The organism is Roseovarius sp. EC-HK134 (assembly GCF_902498815.1).
GTDB classification, from domain to species: Bacteria; Pseudomonadota; Alphaproteobacteria; order Rhodobacterales; family Rhodobacteraceae; genus Roseovarius; species Roseovarius mucosus_A.
Genome location: NZ_LR701544.1, coordinates 1,235,494 through 1,259,251, shown reverse-complemented (window position 1 = coordinate 1,259,251; position 23,758 = coordinate 1,235,494). Strand labels below are relative to the sequence as shown.

At 60.5% G+C, this 23,758-nt stretch carries 25 protein-coding genes; 10 read left to right on the top strand and 15 right to left on the bottom strand.

Features of this window, described 5'->3' with window-relative positions; genetic code table 11:
• Positions 1-85 precede the first annotated feature (85 nt).
• The 4 genes from speB to GC127_RS09985 form a co-directional block, all read right to left on the bottom strand.
• Positions 86-1,054, bottom strand: a complete 969-nt coding sequence (speB, locus tag GC127_RS10000; RefSeq protein WP_151977888.1) for an agmatinase — start codon at positions 1,052-1,054, stop codon at positions 86-88.
• Positions 1,051-1,800: a C40 family peptidase gene (locus GC127_RS09995; protein WP_151977886.1), complete on the bottom strand. Its 750-nt coding sequence runs from the start codon at positions 1,798-1,800 to the stop codon at positions 1,051-1,053. Before GC127_RS09995 ends, speB begins: the two co-directional genes overlap by 4 nt.
• A complete protein-coding gene (locus GC127_RS09990; RefSeq protein ID WP_151977884.1) occupies positions 1,797-3,176 on the bottom strand; it encodes a M17 family metallopeptidase in 1,380 nt (459 codons plus the stop codon). The genes GC127_RS09995 and GC127_RS09990 overlap by 4 nt, the downstream gene beginning before the upstream one ends.
• Positions 3,177-3,255: 79 nt before the next feature.
• Positions 3,256-3,648, bottom strand: coding sequence for a hypothetical protein (locus GC127_RS09985; protein WP_254700061.1), 393 nt, complete (start codon positions 3,646-3,648; stop codon positions 3,256-3,258).
• Positions 3,649-3,794: 146 nt separating this feature from the next.
• On the opposite strand from GC127_RS09985, the gene GC127_RS09980 reads away from it, so the two are divergent.
• Entirely contained in the window at positions 3,795-4,445 is a 651-nt protein-coding gene (locus GC127_RS09980) for a carbonic anhydrase (protein WP_008279607.1), read from the top strand.
• A 112-nt stretch (positions 4,446-4,557) separates the two neighbouring features.
• Here GC127_RS09980 and GC127_RS09975 read toward each other — a convergent pair whose 3' ends face one another.
• From GC127_RS09975 to GC127_RS09935, 9 genes are all read right to left on the bottom strand, one after another.
• Positions 4,558-6,756: a 3-hydroxyacyl-CoA dehydrogenase NAD-binding domain-containing protein gene (locus tag GC127_RS09975; protein WP_151977879.1), complete on the bottom strand. Its 2,199-nt coding sequence runs from the start codon at positions 6,754-6,756 to the stop codon at positions 4,558-4,560.
• Between the two features lie 15 nt (positions 6,757-6,771).
• Positions 6,772-7,983, bottom strand: a complete 1,212-nt coding sequence (locus GC127_RS09970; RefSeq protein ID WP_151977877.1) for an acetyl-CoA C-acetyltransferase — start codon at positions 7,981-7,983, stop codon at positions 6,772-6,774.
• 15 nt (positions 7,984-7,998) lie between these two features.
• The gene (locus GC127_RS09965; RefSeq protein WP_151977875.1) at positions 7,999-8,634 is read right to left on the bottom strand and encodes a glutathione S-transferase family protein; all 636 of its coding nucleotides are present in this window, start codon (positions 8,632-8,634) and stop codon (positions 7,999-8,001) included.
• A gap of 163 nt (positions 8,635-8,797) precedes the next feature.
• Positions 8,798-9,943: an acyl-CoA dehydrogenase family protein gene (locus GC127_RS09960; RefSeq protein WP_151977873.1), complete on the bottom strand. Its 1,146-nt coding sequence runs from the start codon at positions 9,941-9,943 to the stop codon at positions 8,798-8,800.
• A gap of 5 nt (positions 9,944-9,948) precedes the next feature.
• Positions 9,949-10,305 (bottom strand): hypothetical protein, encoded by a 357-nt coding sequence (locus tag GC127_RS09955; RefSeq protein ID WP_151977871.1) that lies wholly within the window; start codon positions 10,303-10,305, stop codon positions 9,949-9,951.
• A gap of 2 nt (positions 10,306-10,307) precedes the next feature.
• The gene (locus GC127_RS09950; protein WP_008279613.1) at positions 10,308-10,520 is read right to left on the bottom strand and encodes a hypothetical protein; all 213 of its coding nucleotides are present in this window, start codon (positions 10,518-10,520) and stop codon (positions 10,308-10,310) included.
• 28 nt (positions 10,521-10,548) lie between these two features.
• On the bottom strand, positions 10,549-12,327 hold the full coding sequence (locus tag GC127_RS09945) for an acyl-CoA dehydrogenase C-terminal domain-containing protein (RefSeq protein ID WP_008279614.1): 1,779 nt from the start codon (positions 12,325-12,327) through the stop codon (positions 10,549-10,551).
• 34 nt (positions 12,328-12,361) lie between these two features.
• Positions 12,362-12,763, bottom strand: a complete 402-nt coding sequence (locus tag GC127_RS09940) for a MerR family DNA-binding transcriptional regulator (protein ID WP_037296838.1) — start codon at positions 12,761-12,763, stop codon at positions 12,362-12,364.
• Positions 12,764-12,934: 171 nt separating this feature from the next.
• Positions 12,935-13,303, bottom strand: coding sequence for a MerR family DNA-binding transcriptional regulator (locus tag GC127_RS09935; RefSeq protein ID WP_151977869.1), 369 nt, complete (start codon positions 13,301-13,303; stop codon positions 12,935-12,937).
• A 118-nt stretch (positions 13,304-13,421) separates the two neighbouring features.
• Between GC127_RS09935 and GC127_RS09930 the strand changes: the two genes are divergently transcribed.
• From GC127_RS09930 to GC127_RS09905, 6 genes are all read left to right on the top strand, one after another.
• Complete coding sequence (locus GC127_RS09930; protein WP_008279618.1) at positions 13,422-13,844, top strand: PaaI family thioesterase; 423 nt, start codon at positions 13,422-13,424, stop codon at positions 13,842-13,844.
• A complete protein-coding gene (locus tag GC127_RS09925) occupies positions 13,844-14,353 on the top strand; it encodes a PaaI family thioesterase (protein WP_037296845.1) in 510 nt (169 codons plus the stop codon). Before GC127_RS09930 ends, GC127_RS09925 begins: the two co-directional genes overlap by 1 nt.
• A complete protein-coding gene (locus GC127_RS09920; protein WP_151977867.1) occupies positions 14,346-15,698 on the top strand; it encodes an MATE family efflux transporter in 1,353 nt (450 codons plus the stop codon). Before GC127_RS09925 ends, GC127_RS09920 begins: the two co-directional genes overlap by 8 nt.
• Before the next feature lie 55 nt (positions 15,699-15,753).
• A complete protein-coding gene (arfB, locus tag GC127_RS09915; protein ID WP_037296848.1) occupies positions 15,754-16,176 on the top strand; it encodes an alternative ribosome rescue aminoacyl-tRNA hydrolase ArfB in 423 nt (140 codons plus the stop codon).
• A gap of 105 nt (positions 16,177-16,281) precedes the next feature.
• The gene (locus GC127_RS09910) at positions 16,282-17,403 is read left to right on the top strand and encodes a beta-ketoacyl-ACP synthase III (RefSeq protein ID WP_008279622.1); all 1,122 of its coding nucleotides are present in this window, start codon (positions 16,282-16,284) and stop codon (positions 17,401-17,403) included.
• Positions 17,404-17,514: 111 nt separating this feature from the next.
• Positions 17,515-17,973 (top strand): phage regulatory CII family protein, encoded by a 459-nt coding sequence (locus GC127_RS09905; protein WP_008279623.1) that lies wholly within the window; start codon positions 17,515-17,517, stop codon positions 17,971-17,973.
• Positions 17,974-17,989: 16 nt separating this feature from the next.
• On the opposite strand, the gene GC127_RS09900 is transcribed toward GC127_RS09905, so the two are convergent.
• A complete protein-coding gene (locus tag GC127_RS09900) occupies positions 17,990-18,565 on the bottom strand; it encodes a HupE/UreJ family protein (protein ID WP_008279624.1) in 576 nt (191 codons plus the stop codon).
• Between the two features lie 139 nt (positions 18,566-18,704).
• Positions 18,705-20,102: an aspartate aminotransferase family protein gene (locus GC127_RS09895; RefSeq protein ID WP_008279625.1), complete on the bottom strand. Its 1,398-nt coding sequence runs from the start codon at positions 20,100-20,102 to the stop codon at positions 18,705-18,707.
• 427 nt (positions 20,103-20,529) lie between these two features.
• Here GC127_RS09895 and GC127_RS09890 point away from each other — a divergent pair, with 427 nt between their 5' ends.
• From GC127_RS09890 to GC127_RS09880, 3 genes are all read left to right on the top strand, one after another.
• Positions 20,530-21,528, top strand: a complete 999-nt coding sequence (locus GC127_RS09890) for an ABC transporter substrate-binding protein (protein ID WP_037296853.1) — start codon at positions 20,530-20,532, stop codon at positions 21,526-21,528.
• A gap of 88 nt (positions 21,529-21,616) precedes the next feature.
• Positions 21,617-22,426 carry a taurine ABC transporter ATP-binding protein gene (locus GC127_RS09885; protein ID WP_008279627.1) on the top strand — a complete coding sequence of 270 codons (810 nt, stop codon included), beginning with the start codon at positions 21,617-21,619 and terminating at the stop codon, positions 22,424-22,426.
• Positions 22,423-23,688 (top strand): ABC transporter permease, encoded by a 1,266-nt coding sequence (locus tag GC127_RS09880; protein ID WP_151977865.1) that lies wholly within the window; start codon positions 22,423-22,425, stop codon positions 23,686-23,688. The genes GC127_RS09885 and GC127_RS09880 overlap by 4 nt, the downstream gene beginning before the upstream one ends.
• The last annotated feature ends 70 nt before the right edge of the window (positions 23,689-23,758 follow it).

Genomic DNA, 23,758 nt, shown 5'->3' with positions numbered 1-23,758 from the left:
TCCCATATAGGATTCGCGCACGGATTCCAAAGGGTTTGGCGGAGCGCGCCGCCAAACCATGCGTCATGTGTGATCTGTTGGGGCCTTACCCCTCGGCGTGTTGCCCCGCCATGACACAGAGCAGCTCAAACATGATCGACGCCCCTAGAAATGCCGTGCCGCCAGAGGCGTCAAACGGTGGCGACACTTCGACCAGATCAGCGCCGATGATGTTGACCCCGTGAAGCCCGCGCACGACCTGCAATGCCTGATAGCTGTTCGGCCCCCCCACCTCTGGCGTGCCGGTGCCGGGGGCAAAGGTTGGGTCAACAAAGTCGATGTCATAGCTGACGTAGGTGTCACCATCGCCTGCAATTTCACGCGCCTCGGCCATCACATCTTCGGGGCCGCGGGCGTGGAATTCCTCGATCAGGATCAGGCGGATACCCTCAGCTGCGGCGAAATCGCGATCTTCGGTGTCATACATCGTGCCGCGCAGGCCGATCATCACGACGCGTTTTGGATCAAGCAGCCCCTCTTCGACTGCGCGACGGAACGGCGTGCCGTGAGTATACATCGTGCCACCGAAATAAGAGTGATAGAGGTCTGTATGGCTGTCGAAATGGATCATGCCCACAGGCGCGCGGCGGGCCAGCGACCGCAGCACCGGCAGGGTCGTAAGGTGATCCCCGCCTGCGGTCAACGGTATGATCCCCGGACCGGTGACCGTATCGTAGAACTCGGAAATCCGGCGCATACTGTCGATGATATCCGCAGGGTTTGGCCCCACATCCCCCAGATCGGCGCAATTCACCGCCTCGAACGGGCGCATGCCGGATGTCGGATGCTGCGCGCGGATCATGGTTGAAGCATCGCGCAATTGGCGGGGGCCATGGCGGGGGCCGGGCCGGTTGGTGGTGCCGCTATCCCAGGGCACGCCGATCAGGCCAATTTGCACATCCTTGTAGCGCTCATGCCCGTTGGGCACATAGGGCAGCCGCATGAATGTGGGCACACCGGCAAAGCGCGGCAGCTCAAACCCGGAAATCGGGTGAAAGAAGGGATCAGAGGTCATGACAGTCCTTTCAGGCGTTTGCGAGAGGTGACGGGGCCGCCCCCCTGCGCGGTGATGCGGGCAATGGCATCCGCGATGGGTTCATAGGCCACGGCCATGTGATGCGCGTTGGCGTGGAGGAGCGTGGCGGGATCAGACACCCATGCGACATGCCCACGCCAGAAGAGAAGGTCGCCGCGTTGGAGGGGGGCGGATTCAGACAAAGGCGCGCCAAGGCTTTGCTCTTGCGGTCCGCTGTCGCCCGGGCAGGCAATGCCACACGCAAGACACCCAGTCTGCACCAACCCCGAACAATCAATTCCAAAACTGGAATTTCCACCCCAGAGATAGGGCGTGCCCAGCAGGGTTTCGGCCACGGTTACAGGATCAGGGTCGAGCACGTCCAGCGATGACAGATGGGCGTGCGGGACGTATCCCTGCGGCGTTTCGGCAAATCGGCCTTGTTGGGACAGCACCTGAAGCCGCGCACCATGGCTAAGGCTGAAGCGCTCGCGGGTCTTGAAATCCGGCGCGGGATAGAGATGCGTGGCGCGGGCGCTGACGCGGTGGGTAACTGTCCCCTCAGTCAGGGCGGAGTTAGGCACAAAACCCGAATAGCCGTCGCGGATGGCTGTAACCTCTGCCCATTCATCAGCGATCGACTGCACCGTGACGCCCTCACCCATCAGAAGTTGTCGATCACGCGGGCCGTCGGGGCGGCGCAATAGGTCAACGAGAGGCAAGGCAATCAGGCAGGGTGTGGTCACAGCCCCAGCACCTCTGGCAGCGCCTCCAAAAGCGCGCGCGCGCCCATGCCGACACCACCCTTGGGGCGTGCGGGGGCAGCCGTCGGCGACCAGCCGTAGATGTCGAAATGGCTGTAGTTCAGCCCACCCGCAAAGCGGCGCAGAAAGAGCGCAGCGGTGATCGAGCCTGCAAATCCGCCCGAGGGCGCGTTGTCAAGATCGGCGATGCCCGGCTCGATCATCGCCTCGTAGGGCGTGTGAAACGGCAGACGCCAAACCGGATCGGCCACGCGCGCAGCGGCGGCCTCGAGTGCCCCGGCAAAGCGAGTATCGTCAGTGTAATAGGGCGCAAGGTCCGGCCCAAGCGCCACGCGCGCTGCCCCGGTGAGGGTGGCCATGGAGATCATCAGATCGGGTGCATCCTCGGCCCCATAGGATAGCGCGTCAGCCAGCACCAATCGACCCTCGGCATCGGTATTGTTAACCTCAACCGTCAGACCATTGCGCGCGGTCAGGATGTCGCCGGGGCGAAACGCATTGCCGGCCACCGCGTTTTCCACCGCCGGAATGAGCACACGCAACTGCACCGGCAAGCCGAGCGCCATGATCATATGCGCCAGCCCCAGCACCGTAGCAGCCCCGCCCATGTCCTTTTTCATCAGGCCCATGGAAGAGCCGGGCTTGAGATTGAGCCCGCCCGTGTCGAAACAAACGCCTTTGCCCACAAGCGTCAGTTTAGGCCCCGTCTTGCCCCACCGCATGTCCATGAGGCGCGGGGCAACAGCCGAGGCGCGCCCAACCGTGTGGATCAGCGGAAAGTTCTGGGCAAGCAGATCTTCGCCCCGCACGCAGGTCACGCGCGCGCCCTGCTGATCGGCGATGGCGGCACATGCCGCCTCAAGCGCATCGGGGCCAAGATCATTCGCGGGGGTATTGATGAGGTCGCGGGTCAGCGCCTCGCCCGCCGCGATGATTTCCAACCGTGCCGCATCGACGCCTTCGGGCGCAACAAGCCTTGCCTTGGCCGGGGATTGGTCGCGATAGCGCTCATAGGCATAGTGCGACAAGAGCCAGCCAAGCGCCTCGGTCTCGGCCTGATCCTCGGGCAGGCCTGCAACGCGGTAGGTGCCCGCAGGCAAGGCCGCGGCAATCCCGGCAAGATGAAACCGCCCCCGTGCGCGCGACGTCGCCGATCCGTAACCGCCCAAACCCATGGCAATCCCACCCGCCGCATCGGGCACAACCAGCACGCGCCCAAGGGCACCCGTGAACCCCATGGCGCGCACCCATGCCGCAACTTCGGGCGCTTGCCCTGTAAGCCACCCCTCAAGGGCCTCCTCAGCTACAAGATGCAGCGGCAGGGCGGGCGTGTCGGGAGCAGCGAATCTGAGGCTCATTCTGGCAGACCTTTTGGCAGGAGTATTGCGCGCCAGCCTAGCCACGATTACGCCGCCTGCAACCCGTCAATTGATCCCGCTAATTGAGCGGGTCCGCCATATCCCAGATTTCGCAGAGCGAGCCTTCGCCAATCCGCAAAAGCCGTGCAAAGGTCGCGGCAAGTGCGTTGGCATCGCCCGCGTCGATAGAACCCGTCACATCCCCCGCCACCCGTGCCAGATGCAGCATGCCGATTTGATCCGCAATTGCGATCAGGCTACGCACACATTTACGCAGATCGGCCATTTGCCCCTCGCGGTAAAGCCGCTCAGCATGCGTGAGCCGCGCCGCCAGCTCCTCAAGCGCACGGCACACGACATCCTCGGCATTCCTATCGCCCAGTTGCAAATAGAGGGCCGCAAGCCGATGCGCGTCGAGCCGCACCTGCTCTTGTTGTTTCAGCAATGTCACCTGTTCCACATTCTCACCCACGTTGTCATGTTCACTCTGCCCCCACGGCGCGGGCATAATGACATTGTCGCGGTTCCCAAATGGTTTCCGGCAGCGCAAATTGTCCCTCGAATTCGAGGCGAATCCCGACTATTGACCAGTCGATTGCCCAAACCCCGGGAGAGACCATGGAACACGCCCGCCCCCTGCCCGCTTATCTGGTGCACCGCTTTCATGGCTGGAAGGCCACAAGCTATACCGAGAACCAGTCGTGGTATCGGCATCTGGCGCAGCAGGGTCAGCACCCGCGCGCCATGGTGATTTCGTGTTGCGACAGCCGGGTGCACGTGACCTCGATCTTTGGCGCGGATCAGGGAGAGTTCTTTATTCATCGCAATATCGCCAACCTTGTCCCGCCCTATGTGAGTGATGGTGCGCAGCACGGCACTTCGGCGGCTGTGGAATATGCGGTGACAGCGCTCAAGGTGGCGCATGTGATCGTGATTGGTCATTCCGCCTGCGGCGGGGTCAAGGGATGTCTTGATATGTGCTCGGGCCATGCGCCGGAACTGGACAAGCAGACCAGCTTTGTCGGTCGGTGGCTCGATATCCTGCGGCCAGGCTATGAGCGGGTCAAGGATATGGCTGACGCCGATGCCCAGATGAATGCGCTGGAAAAGCAGGCGGTGGTGATCTCGCTTGAGAACCTGATGACGTTTCCGTTTGTCGCCAAAGCCGTGTCAGAGGGCGCGCTGACGCTGCATGGGCTCTGGCATGAAATAGGTTCTGGTGCACTGGAGCAATATAGCGGCAATCAGGATGCCTTTGTGCCGCTCTGAGCGCATAGCCTCGTACGCCTCTCTGGGATCAGCCAAAGAAAAGATTATGAGTATTTGATCCAAGAAGAAGCCCGGCGCGCTCGAACAAGGCGCGCCGGGCTTTTTACTATGGTCAGGCTGCCGCCGCCTGTCCACCAAAGCGCCCATAAAAACTCTGGGTCTTGTCGGCCATCTCACGCAGCAATTTGGGGGTTGCGAAACGCGGGCCGAATTGCTCGGCCAACTGATCGCACCGCTCTGCGGCATAGGGCGTGCCAATGATGTCGAGCCAAGCAAACGGTCCGCCCGACCACGGCGCAAAACCCCAAGCGAGGATCGCCCCCACATCGCCTTCGCGGATGTCCTCAAGAACACCCTCCTCAAGCGCGCGAACCGCTTCGAGCACCTGAGCGAACATCAAACGCTGCTGAACCTCGTGCAGATCAGGCTGTTCGTCGGCGCGGGGGTATTGGGCGGCCAGCCCCGGCCAATACCCAAGACGCTTGCCCTTGTCGTCATAGTCAAAGAAGCCAGCCTTGGATTTGCGCCCCAGACGCCCCTCGCCCTCCATGTAAAAGATGACCTCATCCACGGCGGCATCCGGATAGGCGTCGCCCATCGCGGCCTTGGTGGCGCGGGCGATCTTGGCACCCAGATCAATCGAGGTCTCATCGACCAGTTGCAGCGGCCCCACCGGAAAGCCAAGCTGCCGCGCGGCATTGTCGATAAGCGCGGGGGCCACACCTTCGGCCACCATGCGTAGACCCTCGTTGATATAGGGAATGATGCAGCGGTTGCAGTAAAAGAAGCGGGCATCATTGACCACGATCGGCGTCTTGCGGATTTGCCGGACATAGTCGAGCGCCTTGGCGACGGCGCGGGGGCCGGTTTTCTGACCTTTGATGATCTCGACCAGCATCATCTTTTCCACCGGCGAGAAGAAATGGATGCCAATGAAATTCTCAGCGTTGTCAGATGCCTTGGCCAGTTCCGAAATCGGCAGGGTCGAGGTGTTAGTGGCAAAGATACAGTCCTCACCCACAACCTTGAGCACCTCTTTGGTGACTGCGGCCTTGACGGCAGGGTCCTCGAACACCGCCTCGATGATCAAATCGCACCCTTTGAGCGCTGCGTAATCCGTAGTGGCGGTGATAAGATCAAGCGTCGCCGCCTTCTTCTCGGCTGTGGCCTTGCCGCGCTTGATCCCCTGATCCATGAAATCGGCGGTGTAGGATTTGCCCTTGTCCGCGGCCTCCTGTTTCTGGTCGATCAGGACCACTTGCATGCCCGCCATGGCAGAGACAAGCGCGATGCCCGCGCCCATCATGCCGGCCCCCATGACGCCAACTTTCTTCACGCGCTGATCGGGCACATCGGGGCGGTTGGCACCCTTTTCCAACGCTTCCTTGTTGATGAAGAGCGAGCGGATCATCGCACTGGACGAGGGGTTCATCAGCACATTGACGAACCAGCGCGCCTCGATCTTGAGAGCGGTGTCAAAGGGCACGAGCGCGCCTTCATAAACCGCAGAGAGCAGCGCCTTGGCCGCCGGAAACGCACCTTGGGTCTTGCCATTGACCATGGCAGAGGCCCCGACAAAGGTCATGAAGCCCGCCGGGTGATAGGGCGCGCCGCCGGGCATTTTATAGCCCTTGTCATCCCAGGGTTTGACGATTTCGGGATTGCTCAGCACCCATTCGCGGGCCTTTTCGATCAGGTGATCGGCGGGCACCACCTCATCCACCACACCGGCGGCTTTGGCTTTTTTCGGATCGTTGAGCTTGCCCTCGAGCAGGAGCGGCGAGGCGGCCATCGCGCCCAGCTTGCGCACAAGCCGCGTAGTGCCACCCGCCCCGGGAAAAATCCCCACCATGATCTCGGGCAGGCCAATCTTGGCAGACGGATTGTCAGCGGCAAAGATCCGGTGGCAGGCGAGCGGAATCTCAAGCCCGATGCCAAGTGCCGTGCCAGGCAGCGCCGCCGCAATCGGCTTGCCACCCTTGTTGGTCTTGGGGTCCATGCCCGCGCGCTCGATCTTGCGCAGGATGGCGTGCATCCCCATCACCCCGTCAAAAAGCCCCTTTGCAGGATTGTCGCCCGCGTCATCGCGCATCTTGGCGATAATATTGAGGTCCATACCGCCCGCAAACGAGCCCGGCTTGCCCGAGGTGAGGATCACGCCCTTGACGGCATCATCCGCAAGCGCGTCATCAATCAGCGCCTCAAGGTCGAGAAACCCTTGCGCGTTCATCACGTTCATCGACTTGCCCTGCGTGTCCCAGGTGATGATCGCGACGCCATCGGCGTGTTTTTGAATTGTGAAATCAGTCATCTTGGTCAGCTCCTCTTACACGCGTTCGATGATGGTGGCGGCACCCATGCCAGAGGCGATGCAAAGCGTGGCAAGGCCGGTGCCCTTGCCCGTGCGCTCCAACTCATCCAGCAGCGTGCCGATGATGATCGCGCCCGTGGCCCCCAGCGGATGGCCCATGGCGATGGATCCACCGTTTACGTTCACAAGGTTTGGGTCGACATTGAACGCCTGCTGAAAACGCAGAACCACCGATGCAAAGGCCTCGTTCACCTCGAAAAGCTCGATGTCGGAAATCGACATGCCACTGTCGGCAAGAATTTTCTGCGTGGCCGGTACGGGGCCGGTCAGCATGATCGTTGGGTCCGTGCCGATTTTGCAGGTCTGCACGATCCGCGCGCGCGGCTTAAGGCCCCATTTCTCGCCAAATTCCTTGGACCCGATCAGCACCCCTGCCGCACCATCGACGATGCCGGATGAATTGCCCGCGTGGTGAACATGATTGATCCGCTCCAGATGGGGATATTTCATCTTGGCGATCGTATCAAAGCCCGGCATCACCTCGCCCATCGCCTGAAACGCCGGGGTAAGTGCGCCCAGTGTCTGCATATCGGTGCCCGGGCGCATATACTCATCATGGTCAAGAATGGTCAGGCCGTTCTGATCCTGCACCTCGATGATGGATTTCGCAAAGCGATTGTCATCCCAGGCCGCTTTGGCCCGGCGTTGGGATTCCATGGCAAGCGCATCTGCCTCGTCACGGGTAAAGCCATATTCGGTTGCGATGATATCGGCGCTGATGCCTTGCGGCACGAAATAGGTGTCCATCGCAATCGACGGGTCCACGGCAATCGCCGCCCCGTCGCTGCCCATGGCAACGCGGCCCATCATCTCGACCCCGCCAGCGATATAGGCCTCACCGGCCCCGCCCTTGATCTGGTTGGCGGCAAGGTTCACCGCCTCCATGCCAGAGGCGCAAAAGCGGTTGATGGCAAGGCCGGGGATGCTCTCGTCCAGATCAGAGGCGAGAACGGCAGTCCGCGCAAGGCAACCACCCTGCTCCATCACCTGCGTGACATTGCCCCAGATCACATCCTCGACGGCGTGACCATCAAGACCGTTGCGGGATTTCAGCGCATTGAGCACCTGTGCGCTTAGGCGCGCAGCCGTCACCTCGTGTAGCGCGCCATCTTTGCGGCCCTTGCCGCGTGGGGTGCGCAGGGTGTCGTAGATATAGGCGTCAGACATATCGGTCTCCTTCTTTCAGGCGCGGTCAGCGGGGCTGCCGGGCATCAGGTCATAGGGGTGTTTCCAGCCGGGCGTGGCGCTGATGTTGTCCAGCCACCGGTCGATATTTGGCCAATCCTTGCGGTCAAAACCGAAGGGCTCTGGATAGTAAAGGTAGCTGCAACAGCTCAAATCCGCATTGCTCAGCGCCTCCCCAACGATCCAGTCGCGCCCCGCAAGGTGCGTGTCGAGCGTTGTATAGGCCGCCTTGAGACGACCTTGGGCAAAGGGGATCACCGCCTCCGGGCGCTTGTCCTCGGGCAGAAAGTTAATCAGGAACCGCGTCATGCCCGCCTGAGAGCTGAGCTTGTGATTGTCCCAGAACATCCAGCGCATCACCTCACGCGCCTCTTCCGGTGTGGTCCCGCCGAATTTGCCGGTTTTCTCAGTGATATACATCTGCATGACGCCCGATTGGGTCAGGGTCACGTCGCGATCGACCAACACCGGCACCTCGCCCATGATGTTGATCTCGCGAAACGCGGGCTGCCGCGTCTCGCCGCCGAAGAAATCGACATAGACCGGCGTCCAGTCAAGACCGGAAAGCTCAAGCGCCAGCGCCGCCTTGTAGGCATTGCCGCTCTCGCCAAAGCAGTAAAGGTTGATGGTCATATGTGCCCTCCCGGCGTTTCGCCCATGTCGGGCGTTGGATTTGAATATTCTGGGAACAGTGAAAGCGCGGCCCGTGGTTCATCATGGCTGAAATACTCCACGGGGGTCCGGGGGTGTGAAACCCCCGGCTGCGACTGTGCCATGCTGACCGCCGCCCCAATCCTCACAGCGCCCTCGCGATCAGTTCTTTCATGATCTCGTTGGTGCCGCCGTAGATGCGTTGTACGCGGGCATCTGCCCACATTTCGGCGATGTCATATTCCTGCATATAGCCATAGCCGCCATGCAGTTGCAGGCACTCATCCAGCACCTCGCCTTGGCTGTCGGTCAGCCAGTATTTCGCCATCGCAGCCTTTTCAACGCTAAGGTCGCCGCGCATGTGTTCCGTGATGCACGCATCGAGAAAGGCGCGGCAGACGGCGGTTTTGGTCTGGCATTCCGCCAATTTGAAGCGGGTGTTCTGGAATTGCAGGATCGGACCGCCAAAGGCCTCGCGTTCCTTGCAATAGGTGATGGTGCGTTCCACTGCACCCTCCATCGCCCCCTGCGCGCCACAGGCGATGATGAGCCGCTCTTGTGGCAGTTGCTGCATCATCTGATAAAACCCGCGCCCTTCTTCGCCGCCAAGGATGTTCTCCGGCGGGATTTCGACATTGTCGAAAAACAACTCGGACGTATCCCCCGCATGCATCCCGACCTTTTCGAGATTGCGCCCGCGCGCAAAGCCCTGCGCGCCTTCGGTTTCCACAACCACCAAGGAGATGCCCTTAGCCCCTTCCTTGGGGTCGGTCTTGGCCGCAACGATGATCAGTTCGGCATGCTGGCCGTTGGTGATAAAGGTCTTTTGCCCCGAAAGCCGATACGCGTTGCCGTCCCGAATGGCGCGGGTCTTGATGCCCTGCACATCCGACCCGGCACCCGGCTCTGTCATGGCAAGCGCACCGACCATCTCACCCGACACCATTTTGGGTAGCCATTTCTGCTTCTGCGCCTCTGAGCCATAGGCGAGGATATAATGCGCGACGATGCCGGAATGGATGGGATTTCCCCAGCTTGCCAGATTGGCGCGGCCCTGTTCGATGCAGATTACGGCCTCGTGGCCGAAATCGCCGCCAGCCCCGCCGTATTCCTCGGGGATAGAGGTGCAGAGCAGGCCCAAAGCCCCCGCCTCGAGCCAGCAGTCGCGGTCCATGATCCCCGCCTTGCGCCAACGGGCGAAATGCGGCCGCCATTCATCGGTGATGAATCTGGCCGTCATCTCGGAGAGCATCTGATGCTCGTCTGTCATCCAGGCTGATGTCTGGGTCATTTGAGTTACCAAAACCTCCTGATTATCGCCGTTGCGATGCCCGCAGCAAAAAGCAGGACAAGTCCAATAGTGGCCCAAAGGATTGCAAAACCCGCCGCATAACCCGTGCCTACGAACCCTCTTGCTCTGCCGTTAACCGGCCATTGGCCGAGAAATTCTCCACAAGTTAGTGCGCCAGACGGCTCCAGTCTGCATTCGGCGCCCCACTGGATGATGAACTCAAAGCCGAGCAAAATAATAACGAGCGCAAGTGGTCCTAAAAGCACTCCGGCGATAACAAATGGTGCGGTGCGAGCGTTAAAGCGCCCGAACATAAGAGCCGCCAGAATGGGTATCCCTGCACCGATTACGATAAAACCCATTGCTATTTCTTTCGCGCCTCAAGCTCTGAATTGAAGAGCCTGAGGCGATGCGCAAAGGTTTCTTCATTGATCACGCTATCGAAATTCTCGAAGAGAAAGGACAGTGCCTCGCCCTCATCCAGCCCCGAGTCCTGTGCAAAGCGGCGCAGGCGGCGGTAGCCATCCTCGGTCATCGCCGCGTTGAAGCGGCGCGTGAGGCGAAAGCGTTTCGGCATCTGTCCCTCCTCCCCTAGCGATCTCTCCTCAGAACGCTTCGGCCTCGAGCGCCATGACCGTATCAGCACCGCTCTGGATGCGTGCCAGATGCAGGGCCGTCGCAGGCAGGCGGCGCTTCATGTAGAAGCGGCCGGTCGCCAGCTTGGTCTTGTAAAACGCCTCGTCCGACGTTCCCGCCTCTAGCGCAGCGTGGGCCGATTTCGCCATCCTTGCCCACATCAGGCCAAGGCAGACATGGCCAAAGAGGTGCATGAAGTCATAAGAACCGGACAGCGCCGCGTTGGGGTTCTTCATCCCATTCTGCATGAAGAACATGGCCGAGGCTTGCAGGTCCTTAGAGGCCGCCTTGAGTGGATCGAGGAAATCAGCCTTCAGCGCCTCATTGCCTTCGTTTTCCTTGAGGAAGGTTTTGACCAGTTCGAAGAAGGCCATGACATGCTTGCCGCCATCCTGCGCGAGCTTTCGCCCCACCAGATCAAGCGCCTGAACGCCATTGGCACCTTCGTAAATCATGGCGATGCGGGCGTCGCGGGTGAATTGCGACATGCCCCATTCCTCGATATAGCCGTGGCCGCCGTAAATCTGCTGCGCGAGCACGGTCATGTCATAGCCTTCATCGGTGAGAAAGCCCTTGATCACCGGCGTCATCAGCGAAATCAGCCCCTCGGCGGCGGCGTCATTGCCGCGATGCGAGCGGTCGATCAGCTCCGCGCCCCAGAGCATGAAAGCGCGCGCGCCCTCGATAAAGCTCTTTTGATCCATCAGCGAGCGACGGATGTCAGGATGCACGATCAGCGGATCGGCCGGGCCATTGGGGTTTTCGGTGCCGGTGACGGCACGGCCCTGAAGCCGGTCCTTGGCATAGGCGAGCGCGTTTTGATAGGCGACCTCGGCCTGTGCAAGACCCTGCATGCCCACACCGATCCGCGCCTCGTTCATCATGGTGAACATGGCGCGCATGCCCTTGTGCTCTTCACCCAAGAGCCAGCCGGTCGCCCCGTCATAGTTCATCACGCAGGTAGAATTGCCATGAATCCCCATTTTTTCTTCGATCTTGCCGCAAGTCACGCCATTGCGGTCGCCAAGGCTACCGTCTTCTTTGACGATGAATTTCGGCACGATGAAAAGCGACACGCCCTTGATCCCCTCGGGGCCGCCAGGGATTTTGGCAAGCACCAGGTGGATGATATTGTCGGCCATGTCATGCTCGCCCGACGAGATAAAGATCTTCTGTCCGGTGAGCTTGTAGCTGCCGTCGCCCTGCGGCTCGGCCTTGGTGCGCATCAGGCCCAGATCGGTGCCGCAATGCGGCTCGGTCAGGTTCATGGTGCCGGTCCACTCGCAATTGGCCATTTTCGGCAAATAGGTGGCCTTTTGATCCTCGGACCCATGCACAAGGATCGCAGAGGCCGCGCCGTGGGTCAGACCTTGATACATGGTAAAGGCCTGATTGGCGGCCGAGAACATCTCGCCCACTGCTGTGCCAAGGATATAGGGCATGTATTGCCCACCGAATTCCTCGGGCAGGTCGAGCGCGGTCCAGCCGCCCTCTTTCATCTGCTCGAACGCCTCTTTGAACCCTTTGGGCGTGCGCACCACGCCGTTTTCCAACACGCAACCCTCGGTATCGCCCACGGCATTGAGCGGCATCAGCACCTCAGAGGCAATCTTGCCCGCCTCTTCCAACACAGCCTTGGTAAAGTCGGGCTCAAGCTCGGCATAGCCGGGCGTGGTCTGCTCAGACACGTTCAGCACCTCGTGCAACACGAATTGCATGTCGCGGGTGGGGGCGGTGTAGCTTGGCATATGTCTCTCTCCCTAAAACAGGTGCCGGACCGGATTACTCGGCGGCTTTTTGGCTAGTCTTGAGCGAGGCCAGCATACGCTCGCCCCATGTCATCTGTTCGCGCAGCTCAGAGATTGCAGCCTCCAGCTCGTCGCGCTGTTTCTCCATTTCGGCCAGACGCATCCGTGCCACATCATAGGCGCGGGCAATCTGGCTGTGTTGCTGATCCCCTTTGTCGTAGAGGTCGAGCAACTGGCGCAGGTCCTCGAGGCTGAACCCGAAACGCTTGCCGCGTTGGATCAGTTTCAGCCGCGCCCGGTCGCGCCGGGTAAAGAGCCGTTTCTGCCCAACCCGGCGGGGCGAGAGCAGTTCTTTGGCCTCGTAGAAGCGTAGAGTGCGGGGCGTTACATCGAACGCTTCACACATCTGGCGAATGGTCATCATATCGTCGGTCATCAGTTTACCCATGTCACAGCACATTTGCCGACAATCTGCGGATCATGGAGTATGGTTACAACAGCCGGATGGCTTTACGTAACCACTACGTCGCGTCACTTTCAAGTTGACGTAAGATAAGGCAAGGTAAGCGGGGCAAAGTGGAAATATTCTTGCCCCAACGTCACCCGCTCAGCCAAGGCTCGCGGCGGTGTCGTCGCGCAATTTCTTCAATTCGGCCATCACTTCGTCAATCTGACGACGTTGTTCGGCAAGTCCCGCAAGCTGACGATCGGCCAATTCAATCCAGCTGCGCATCTGCGCATCAGTGCCTTCTTTCTCGTAGATCAAAAGCCATTGCCGAATCTCTTCCAAGGCAAATCCGAATTTGCGGCCGCGCAGGATCAGCGTCATGCGCGCGCATTCACGCGGGCCGTAATACCGTGCGCGCCCATCGCGCTCTGGCTCCAAAAGCTCGATGTATTCGTAATATCGCAGGGTGCGCGGTGTAACATCATAGGTCGCACACATCTCCTTGAAGGATAGTTTCTTATCCGACATGGCAAGCCCTCCTGTTGCTCAGACGTTAGGACCAAGACGCAGCCCTTGCAACCGGTGCTCTTGCAGCTTGTGTGGATTAGGGATCATAAAGACGACAGCACGATCCGTGAGGGATACCATGACCGACGCCAAAACCAAAATCGCACAGCAATTCATGCAGGCCCTGCCGCATGCGCGTGCGCTTGGCATGCGGCTCGTGTCCATGGGTGACGGACAGGCCGAGATCGAGATGGACTATGATCCGCGCTTTGTCGGCGATCCCGAGACGGGGGTAATCCATGGTGGGGCGGTTTCGGCCCTGATGGACACCTGTTGCGGGGCGGCGGCGATGAGCCATCCAGCATCGCCCGGCGGCACGGCGACAATTGATCTGCGCATTGACTATATGCGCCCGGCAACACCGGGGCAGCGCATTCGCGCGCATGCGGAATGCTACCATATCACGCGTTCTGTGGCGTTTGTGCGGGCGCGTGCGATGGATGAGGATGAGGCGCGCCCGGTGGCGACGGCCACTGGAACCTTTACCGTGGAGGGCAAATGATGGCCCGTGCCCGTCCCGAACCTGTGCAGGTTGTCAAACAGCGGCGTGATGCGGCGCTGAAAGCCTTGGTTGCGGGGGTTCCCTATATCGGATTTCTTGGGGTGCAGTTTGATCGGCGGGGGGATGAGTTGACCGCCGTGATGCCGTTTGAGGAAAAGTTGATTGGCAACCCCCTTTTGCCCGCGCTGCATGGTGGCGCGACAGCGGCGTTTCTAGAGATCACGGCGATTATCGGATTGAGCTGGGGGATGCTGTGGGAAGAGATCGAAAGTGGTGCGTTCGATCCCGAGGCGATTGTCGGCGGCAAGCTGCCCCGACTGCCAAAAACCATTGATTTCACAGTGGATTACCTAAGATCCGGCCTGCCGCGTGATGCCTATGCACGGGCACAGGTCAATCGCTCTGGCCGTCGCTATGCCAGCGTCCACGTCGAAGCGTGGCAGGACAATCGCAGCCGTCCCTTTGCCCAAGCCACCGGGCATTTCTTGATGCCGCGCCGCGATGGCTGAGGTCGCGCGGGCGGTCACGCATGCCCGTGTTCTGAAAATCGCCCTACCCATTGTGATTTCCAATGCCACAGTGCCCATCCTTGGTGCGGTGGATACTGGCGTTGTCGGGCAGATGGGCGCGGCGGCACCGATTGGCGCAGTGGGCATTGGTGCGGTCATAATTACCGGAATTTATTGGCTTTTCGGCTTTTTGCGGATGGGCACCACGGGACTGACCAGTCAGGCCCAAGGGGCAGGACAGGTGGGCGAGGTGGCAGCCCTGCTGACGCGGGCGCTGATGATCGGCTTTGCCGGGGGTATCGCGCTCATTGCCCTGCAAGTCCCTGTTTTCTGGGCCGCTTTTCAGATTTCGCCAGCCAGCGAAGAGGTCGAATCCCTTGCCCGGCAGTACATGGCGATCCGGGTCTGGAGCGCGCCGGCGATGATTGCGCTGTTCGGCATGACCGGATGGCTGATCGCGCAGGAACGCACGCGGGCGGTTTTGCTGCTGCAAGTTGCCATGAACGGCATAAATATCCTTTTGGATATGTGGTTTGTGCTGGGGCTCGACTGGGGAGTTGCGGGCGTGGCGCGGGCAACGGTGATTGCAGAATGGGGCGGTCTGGCGCTGGGGTTCTGGTTTTGCCGCGATGCCTTTGCGGTGCCCGCGTGGTGCGACTGGCCGCGGGTGTTTGATCGTGAGCGGCTGAAAAACATGGCGTCGGTGAACGGCGACATTCTTCTTAGATCATTGATGTTGCAGATAATTTTCATCTCATTCCTGTTTTGGGGCAGCGATTTTGGCGATGTCACGCTGGCGGCAAATCAGGTGCTGTTGCAGTTCCTGAGCATCACCGCGCATGCCTTGGATGGGTTTGCCTTTGCCGCCGAGGCGCTGGTGGGGCAGGCGTTTGGGGCGCGGTCCGTGGCCCATTTGCGGCGCGGGGCGCTGTTGACGAGCGTCTGGGGTGTGGTGGTCTGTGTGGCCCTCGCAGTCATCTTTGCCAGCTTTGGCGGGGCGTTGATCGACCTGATGGCCAAGGCACCAGAGGTGCAGCTAGAGGCGCGTAAATACTTGATATATATGGCGCTTGCGCCCGTTCTTGGGCTGGCGGCCTATATGCTTGATGGGGTTTTCATTGGGGCTACACGCACCCGCGACATGCGCAACATGATGGCGTTGAGCCTTTTGGTCTATATCGTTGCGGCGCTAGTGTTGGCCCCGTCGATGGGCAATCACGGCCTGTGGCTGGCGCTGTTGATCAGTTTTGTGGCGCGCGGCATCACGTTGGGGCTGCGCTATCCGGCATTGGAACGGGCCGCGAGCCCCCTTACAGACCTTACAAAACCCCCCTCGATTTTGTAAGGTCGTGGCACCGGTTTGCAGCGCCTGCCGGATGCTGAATCACGGAGCAGGGATCATGCTGCATATCACCGATCAGATCGCCATCGAAGACTGGGAATTGACCGAGCAGTTCATGCGCGCCTCGGGGCCGGGGGGGCAGAATGTCAACAAGGTGTCGAGCGCTGTCGAATTGCGGTTCGAGGCGGAGCGGTCGCCCAATCTGCCCTTGCCGGTCAAGACACGGCTGCGGCGATTGGCCGGGCGACGCTGGACCAAAGAAGGGGCGGTCGTGCTGCAATGCGACGAGACCCGCAGCCAGACCCGCAACCGCGAGATTGTGCGGGACAGATTGGCCGATCTGATCCGCCAAGCCTTGATCGCGCCCAAGCGGCGGGTGGCGACCAAACCGACGCTCGGATCGAAGAAACGCCGCCTTGCCGCCAAAAAGCAGCGCGGAGAGGTCAAGGCGCTGCGCGGTCAGGTGGAGGGCGAGGACTGAGCCGTAGCGCGATCGCGCCAAAACCGGCAAGACGGTGGCGCGACGTTGGGCTTGACCCGGCGGCGGGACTGAGGTGATCTGATCAAATCTTTGAGGAGAATGAGAATGGGTTTGCCCGCAATCACGGGAACGGGGGTGTTCACGCCGTCCGAGGTGATCACCAATGAGGAACTGGTCCTAGCCTTTAACGCCTATGCAGAGGCGTTCAACGCGCGCCATGCGTCTGAGATTGCGGCGGGAGAGATCGAAGCCAAGGGGCTATCCTCGCCCGAGTTCATTGTGAGTGCCTCTGGCATCGAGCAGCGGCATGTGATGGACAAGACCGGTGTGTTAAATCCCGAGGTGATGCACCCGCTGTTGCGGCAGCGTCGGGATGACGAACCGGGGATCATGGCCGAAATGGCAATGGACGCCTGCGCGCAGGCCCTTGCACAAGCGGGGCGGGCGGCGTCTGAGGTGGATCTGATCATTTGCGCTGCCTCGAACCACGAGCGGCCCTACCCGGCCATTGCCATCGAGATTCAGCAGCTTTTGGGCGCGGGCGGCTTTGCCTTTGACATGAATGTCGCCTGTTCCTCGGCCACGTTCGGGATTCAGGCCGCCGCGGACATGATCCGGGGGGGATCGGCGCGCCGCGCGCTGGTGGTCAGCCCTGAAATCTGCTCGGGTCATCTGGAATGGCGCGACCGCGACTGTCATTTCATTTTTGGCGATGTCTGCACCGCCGTTCTGATCGAGGCGGCGGACGAGGCCAAGGGCCCGCATTTCGTGATCCGTTCGACGCGCTGTGCGACGCAGTTTTCCAACAATATCCGCAATAACAACGGGTTTCTGCGCCGAACGCGCCCCGATGGTGTGGCCGACCGCCGGGATATGCAATTTGTGCAGGAGGGGCGAAAGGTGTTCAAAGAGGTGTTGCCGATGGTTTCGGCGCATATTCTGGGGCATCTTGCGGAGGAAGGTGTTGCACCGGATGACCTGCGGCGGTTGTGGCTGCATCAGGCGAACAAGGCGATGAATGATTTTATCGGGCGCAAGGTGCTGGGCCGGGTGCCAGAGGCGCATGAGCAACCCAATATCCTGCAAGATTATGCCAATACGTCCTCTGCCGGATCAATCATCGCCTTTTCCAAATATTCCGAGGATCTGATGCCCGGCGACCAAGGGCTGATCTGTTCGTTCGGCGCGGGCTATTCGGTGGGATCGGTTCTGGTGGAACGCGGCTAAGGGCGGCGCAAGCCCTTGGATCAGTTTGGAAATGACATCGGGCGGCAAAGTCAGTAAGGGAAAATTGAGCAAGGGTAGCCCTCGGGACAAGGGCTCTATTGGGGAAAGCGTATGTCGACGACGGGAAGTTACCTGAAAAAGCACACCGAAGCCTTGGTCAAGGATGTTGGAATCGAGGCGGCCTGTCAGTTGACGGGCAAGTCCAAGGCGACGCTTGGCCGCTATTATTCAGACCATGAGGAACACGCCGACAGGTTCATGCCGGTGGACACTGTTGCAGCACTTGAGGCGGCCGCGAGCTATCCGCATGTGACGAGCGCCTTGGCAGAGTTGGGCGGCGTCAGTCTGAGCCTGATCGCAGAGCGGCGCAACGCGCAGGAGCGGGCAAATGTGAACAGCGACGTGATCGCGCTGTCGCAGCGGTTCGCGATGCTCATGGCCGAGTATCAGCAGAGCATCGCGGATGGGCGTATCACCGTGAACGAAGCCAAGCGGCTATTGCGCGAAACGACGCAATTGCAGCAGGTTTTGATCGAAATGAAGCTGCATCTTGAGGAAGAAGTAACCTGACGCCAGTTTCAGGGCGTCAGATGAAGGCGATATAGGCCCCGGCGAGTGCGGTGGCCCCGCCCATCAAGCGGAGCGGCACGGCGCTGGCGTGGCGGGTTTCGCGCGCCGCGGTGAAGGCGATAACGAGACCCGCAGCGTGCAGAAGGGCCGTTGCGATGGCAAAGCCCGCGCCAAATTGCAGCGCCTGCGCCTGCCCCAATTCGCCGCCATGGGCGTGACCGTGAAAGAGTGCAAAGACCGCCACCAGCACCATCGCCAGCCCCGGCGCGGGGCGCAGGGCGAGCGCCACGACAAGGCCAAGGGCCATGATGGAGGCCAAGATCATCGGCTCAACCATCGGCAGGGGCAGACCGATGATGGCCGCCAGAAACCCCACGATCATCGCCAGAACAAAGGCGCTTGGCACAGTCCAGAGCGCGCGGCCGCCGATTTGCGCGGCCCAGAGGCCGACGGCGATCATCGCCAGCACATGATCAAGGCCAAAGAGCGGATGCGTCACACCCGCGAGGAAAGAGCCGTATTCGCCCTCAGGCAGATGCGCCGCAGCGGGGCTGGCGGCGAGAATTAGGAGCGGGGCGAGAAGGTGTTTCATCAAGGGTTCCTTATGGGGTCAACCGGCGCCTCGGGGTGAGTCGCGCCTGAGCCGCAGCATGGGGAAGGCAAAGGCGGGACGCAACAAAAAACCCGGCACGCGGGTGCGTGCCGGGTCAGGTGGGGAAACCCGTTTTGGATCAGCCAAACACGCGGGTCAGGGCCGCATCGGTTGCGGCGATCAGGTGGTTGATATCGTCCTTGGTGGCGATCAACGCGGGCGAATAGCACAGCGTGTTGTTGAAGCCGGGAATCGAGCGGTTGGTGGCCCCGATGATGACGCCCTGCGCCATGCAATCGGCGACAACGGCCTGAACCCGCTTTTCATCCATCGGTTCCTTGGTGGCGCGGTCAGCAACCAGTTCGGCCCCAAGAAACAGCCCCTTGCCGCGCACATCGCCGATGACGGCGTGCTTGTCCTTGAGGGCCGCCAGTTGATCGAGCATGTAATCGCCCATGGCGACGGTATTGCCCAAGAGGTCTTCTTCCTCGATGATCGCCATGTTTTCCAGCGCCGCTGCCGGACCGGCAGTGCAGCCCCCAAAGGTCGAGATGTCGCGGAAATAGTTCATCGGATCGGTGGTATCGTCCTTGAACATATCGAACACACGCTCGTTGGTGACGCAGCAGGCGATCGCTGCATAGCCCGAGGCCACGCCCTTGGCCATGGTCACGAAATCGGGTTCGACCCCGTAATGCTGATAGCCAAACCAAGTGCCGGTGCGCCCGATGCCGCAGACAACCTCGTCGATATGCAGGAGGATGTCGTATTTGCGGCAAATCTCTTGCACGCGGGGCCAGTAGCCGACGGGCGGGACAATCACACCGCCACCGGCGGTCACGGGTTCAAGGCAGAGCGCGCCGATGGTGTCGGGGCCTTCGGCCAAGATCACCTCTTCAATCGCGTTGGCGGCGGCGATGCCGTATTCTTCGCCCTCCAGATCCCATTGCGCGCGGTATTCAAGGCAATGCGGCACGCGCACGAAACCGGGGGTATAGGGGCCATATTGCGCGTTGCGCTGATCCTGACCGCCCGCCGAGAGACAGGCAATCGTGGTGCCGTGGTAATCGCGGTCACGGTAAAGGATCTTGTGCTTTTTGCCGCCGTAACGCTTGTGCGCGATCTGGCGGACCATTTTGAAGGCTTTCTCATTCGCCTCGGAGCCGGAGTTGGTGTAATACACGCGGCTCATTCCGGGCATTTTCGAGATCAGTTTCTCGGAAAACAGCGCGCCGGGGATCGAGCCTGCGGAACCTGCGAAATAGGGCAGTTTGATGAGCTGGTCGCGTACGGCATTGGCGATGCGTTCACGCCCGTAACCCACGTTCACGGTCCAGACGCCGCCCGACACGCCGTCGAGATGCTCTTTGCCCTTTTGGTCCCAGACGCGCATGCCGCGCCCCTCGACGATGATGCGGGGATCCGCCTTGGGGTCTGTGCCGCTCCAGGGCGCGTGCTGAATCAGGTGATGCCAGACATGCGCGCGGTCGGCCTCGACCACGTGGGAAATGTCGTTGTCGCGAAGTTTGCCGTCCATGGGGATGCTCCATCAGGTTGAGGCCCGGCGCGGGGCTCAGGCCGTCTTTATATATCATGGGTTGTTCTGTCCGCATATCAGCCGAGAATCCGGGCAGATCGTTAGGGCCAGAGTATACCATTAAATAGGTCCAGAATGGCCCGCCACCTTCTGAGTCTGGCTGTAACTCTCTGGCAAATTTCGGTTTTTCACCCAAAGGAGCGGAAGGGGCGGCTGTCTAAGGCTATCCGAAAACCCCTTTTCGGAAATACTGAAATGATCTTAGCTCTGCTATAATTGCGTTGATCAGTGCCTGTGGATCGGGTTCACTCTTGGCTGTTGCCTGTTTCGGAGTGCGTATGATCCACAAGACACTGACGCAGGAGAAACCCGCCGATACGTGCGGTGTAAGACAGAAAAACGACTGTAACCAACGGGAGAAGACAAGATGAGTATGAAAAGCAAACTGATGTCGGCAGTGGCTGGCGCGGCGTTTCTGGCGGGGGCCGGAGCGGCCAGCGCAGAGGAAATCACCGTTGCCTATTTCCTCGAATGGCCGATGCCGTTCCAGTATGCCAAGGAAATGGGCACCTATGACAAGGAAATGGGCGTCAAGGTTAACTGGCGCGCGTTCGACACCGGCACCGCGATGAGTGCTGCGATGGCATCCGGCGATGTGCATCTGTCGGTCAGCCAAGGCGTTCCGCCCTTCGTTGTGGCGACAAGCGCCGGGCAGGATTTGCAGACACTCGACGTGGCCGTCAGCTATGCTGACAACGACAACTGTGTCGTCGCCTCGGCACTGGAGATCGACAAGACCAATGCGGGCGAATTGGCCGGCAAGAAAGTTGCCGTTCCGCTGGGCACCGCTGCGCATTACGGGTTTCTCAAGCAGATGAACCATTTCGGCGTGGATATTTCCAGCATGGACGTGGTCAACATGGCCCCGCCAGAAGGGGCCGCCGCCATCGCGCAGGGCGCGGTTGATATGTTCTGCGGCTGGGGCGGTTCGCTGCGTCGCGCGCTGGAACATGGCAATGTGCTGTTGACCGGTGCGGAAAAGGAAGAGTTGGGCATTCTGGTGTTTGACGTGACATCCGGCCCGGCTGCTTTTGTCGCGGAAAACCCCGATCTGGTTGCGAAGTTCCTGAAAGTGACGGCTGATGCCAATGCGATGTGGGCCGATCCGGCCAATCGCGACACGATGCTGCCGGTCATTGCCAAGGATAGCGGCATGGATGTCGAGGCCACGGCAGCAACGATCGACACCTTTGTGTTCCCCTCTGCCGAAGAGCAGTTGACCGCCAAATGGCTGGGCGGCGGCGCGCAGGAATTCATGAAGGGCGTGGCTGAGGTGTTCGTCGAGGCAGGCAGCATCGATTCGGCGCTGGCCACCTATGAGAACAACGTCAACACCGGACCGCTGGCCGCTGCCAACGGCATGTAAGCCCGGCTGACGGACTGAAACGAGGCCCGCCCCGCACAAACGGGCGGGCCTCTGCCCAACAATCCCAAAAAAACAACAGGGGGTGGGGATGTCGACACTTACCATTGATAACATCTCGATGCGGTTCGATCTGCCGAATGGCAGCCATGTGCAGGCGCTTAAAAATGTCTCGCTAGAGATCAAGACCGGCGAGTTGATGAGCGTGCTGGGGCCGTCGGGCTGTGGCAAGACCACGCTTTTGAACATCCTTGCCGGATTTCTGGCCCCAAGTGAGGGGCAGATCACGCTGAACGGGCACCGTGTCACCGGCCCGGATGCCGAGCGCGGCATGGTATTTCAGCAAGGCGCGCTGTTTGAATGGATGAGCGTGCGCGACAACGTGAGTTTTGGCCCCCGTATGGCGGGCAAGCGGGAAAAGGAATGGGCGGGCACGGTCGATCATTTGCTCGATGTCGTGGGCCTGCGCGATTTCAAGGAAAAGGCGGTTTATGAGCTGTCAGGCGGGATGCAGCAGCGCGTGGCGCTGGCGCGCTGTCTGGCGAATGACCCCGATGTGATTCTGATGGACGAGCCACTTGGGGCGCTGGATGCGCTGACACGTGAAAAGATGCAGGGTCTGGTGCTGAAGCTGTGGAAAGAAACCGGCAAGACCATCATCCTGATCACCCATTCGGTGGAAGAGGCGCTGCTTTTGGGCGAGCGGCTCTTGGTGATGGCCCCACGACCGGGGCGGGTGCACAAGGAATACCGCCTGCCCTTTGCCGAAATGGGCGCGGGCCGCGATCTGCGCGAGGTCAAGAAAGTTCCTGATTTCGCCGCCAAGCGAGAGGAAATCCTGACGATGATCTGGGACATGGAAGAAGAGATCATGGGCCGGGCAGAGGAGGCGGGCGCATGATCATCCTGATTATCTATGTGGCGATTTTCGCGGCATCGTTCTTCGTCGTGCGCTTTGGCGTGCGCAAGTTTCGGCAGATGAACGATTTTACCTCACTCAAGACGGTGACATTCGGGGATGAAAGCGCTGTGCGCCCGGATCGCTGGGCGAGCGTGATTTCAATCGTGACGATCTTTTTGATCTGGGGCGCATTTACCGGCAGCAAATGGGTGCCGATCCATGCGCCGGGGCCGTTCATGGGCGATACCGAATTCACCTATACGCTAGAGGCCCCCGACGGCACGCGCGACGATGCGACGGTGACGGTGCGGGTGTTTACCGTGGGCGAGACGGTTGAAGATCCGGTGATCGAGCCGGGCGATGGGATTGCCAAGAATGACGTGCTGACAGTGGGCGCGTGGCGGTCGCAGCTGTTGTTGATGGACAAGAACGACGAGGTGACGCGTGATCAGGGCGCGCGGGTTGTCGCGATTGATGGCAAGCCGGTGAGCGAAGGGCAGACGATCAAGGTGGCCGATGGCACCGTGGCCGTGACCGCCAAGGGATCGCTGAATTTCGCCCCCGCCAAGGGCATGCAGATGGAGCCTATCTGGCTTCCGGCGCCTGAGGCGGTGGTGTCGCGACTGATCGAAGTGTCAAAGCAGGGGTATCAGAATTTCACCCTGTGGGAGCATCTTTATTGGTCGCTGTTCCGGGTGATCGTGGGCTTTGCCCTGGGTGCGCTGGTGGGGATTCCGCTGGGCTATGCCATGGGGCTGAGTGATTGGTTTCGCGGCTGGTTCGATCCGATTGTCGAATTCATGCGCCCGGTGCCGCCCTTGGCGCTGATCCCCTTGGTGATCATCTGGGCGGGCATTGGCGAGAGCGGCAAGATCATTCTGCTGTTTTTGGCCGCGCTCTGGATCATGACGATTTCGGCGCGCGCAGGTGTGTCGGGCGTGGCGATTTCCAAGGTGCATGCCGCCTATTCGCTGGGGGCAAGTAAATGGCAGTTGATGCGCCATGTCATTGTGCCCAACAGCCTACCCGAGATTTTCACCGGCGCCCGCGTTGCGATGGGGGTCTGTTGGGGCACGGTGGTGGCCGCCGAACTGGTCGCGGCGGAAAAGGGGGCAGGCATGATGATCATGGTCGCAAGCCGCTTTCAGCTTACCGATATCGTGCTGATGGGGATCATCCTGATCGGGATCATCGGCTATGGCATCGACATCCTGATGCGCAAGGCCGAAAACTGGCTGGTGCCGTGGAAGGGCCGCGTCTGAGGTAAGGTGCGGGCAGGGCCAACGCGCCCTGCCCCATTCTACGGGCACCCGGACGTGCGATCTTGGGCGC

Bases quoted from the DNA above. Each gene is read 5' to 3' on its own strand.
- speB (WP_151977888.1), bottom strand. From the start codon at position 1,054: ATGACCTCTGATCCCTTCTTTCACCCGATTTCCGGGTTTGAGCTGCCG.
- GC127_RS09990 (WP_151977884.1), bottom strand. From the start codon at position 3,176: ATGAGCCTCAGATTCGCTGCTCCCGACACGCCCGCCCTGCCGCTGCAT.
- GC127_RS09980 (WP_008279607.1), top strand. From the start codon at position 3,795: ATGGAACACGCCCGCCCCCTGCCCGCTTATCTGGTGCACCGCTTTCAT.
- GC127_RS09975 (WP_151977879.1), bottom strand. From the start codon at position 6,756: ATGACTGATTTCACAATTCAAAAACACGCCGATGGCGTCGCGATCATC.
- GC127_RS09970 (WP_151977877.1), bottom strand. From the start codon at position 7,983: ATGTCTGACGCCTATATCTACGACACCCTGCGCACCCCACGCGGCAAG.
- GC127_RS09965 (WP_151977875.1), bottom strand. From the start codon at position 8,634: ATGACCATCAACCTTTACTGCTTTGGCGAGAGCGGCAATGCCTACAAG.
- GC127_RS09960 (WP_151977873.1), bottom strand. From the start codon at position 9,943: ATGACCCAGACATCAGCCTGGATGACAGACGAGCATCAGATGCTCTCC.
- GC127_RS09955 (WP_151977871.1), bottom strand. From the start codon at position 10,305: ATGGGTTTTATCGTAATCGGTGCAGGGATACCCATTCTGGCGGCTCTT.
- GC127_RS09950 (WP_008279613.1), bottom strand. From the start codon at position 10,520: ATGCCGAAACGCTTTCGCCTCACGCGCCGCTTCAACGCGGCGATGACC.
- GC127_RS09945 (WP_008279614.1), bottom strand. From the start codon at position 12,327: ATGCCAAGCTACACCGCCCCCACCCGCGACATGCAATTCGTGTTGCAC.
- GC127_RS09940 (WP_037296838.1), bottom strand. From the start codon at position 12,763: ATGACCGACGATATGATGACCATTCGCCAGATGTGTGAAGCGTTCGAT.
- GC127_RS09935 (WP_151977869.1), bottom strand. From the start codon at position 13,303: ATGTCGGATAAGAAACTATCCTTCAAGGAGATGTGTGCGACCTATGAT.
- GC127_RS09930 (WP_008279618.1), top strand. From the start codon at position 13,422: ATGACCGACGCCAAAACCAAAATCGCACAGCAATTCATGCAGGCCCTG.
- GC127_RS09925 (WP_037296845.1), top strand. From the start codon at position 13,844: ATGGCCCGTGCCCGTCCCGAACCTGTGCAGGTTGTCAAACAGCGGCGT.
- GC127_RS09920 (WP_151977867.1), top strand. From the start codon at position 14,346: ATGGCTGAGGTCGCGCGGGCGGTCACGCATGCCCGTGTTCTGAAAATC.
- arfB (WP_037296848.1), top strand. From the start codon at position 15,754: ATGCTGCATATCACCGATCAGATCGCCATCGAAGACTGGGAATTGACC.
- GC127_RS09910 (WP_008279622.1), top strand. From the start codon at position 16,282: ATGGGTTTGCCCGCAATCACGGGAACGGGGGTGTTCACGCCGTCCGAG.
- GC127_RS09905 (WP_008279623.1), top strand. From the start codon at position 17,515: ATGTCGACGACGGGAAGTTACCTGAAAAAGCACACCGAAGCCTTGGTC.
- GC127_RS09900 (WP_008279624.1), bottom strand. From the start codon at position 18,565: ATGAAACACCTTCTCGCCCCGCTCCTAATTCTCGCCGCCAGCCCCGCT.
- GC127_RS09895 (WP_008279625.1), bottom strand. From the start codon at position 20,102: ATGGACGGCAAACTTCGCGACAACGACATTTCCCACGTGGTCGAGGCC.
- GC127_RS09890 (WP_037296853.1), top strand. From the start codon at position 20,530: ATGAGTATGAAAAGCAAACTGATGTCGGCAGTGGCTGGCGCGGCGTTT.
- GC127_RS09885 (WP_008279627.1), top strand. From the start codon at position 21,617: ATGTCGACACTTACCATTGATAACATCTCGATGCGGTTCGATCTGCCG.
- GC127_RS09880 (WP_151977865.1), top strand. From the start codon at position 22,423: ATGATCATCCTGATTATCTATGTGGCGATTTTCGCGGCATCGTTCTTC.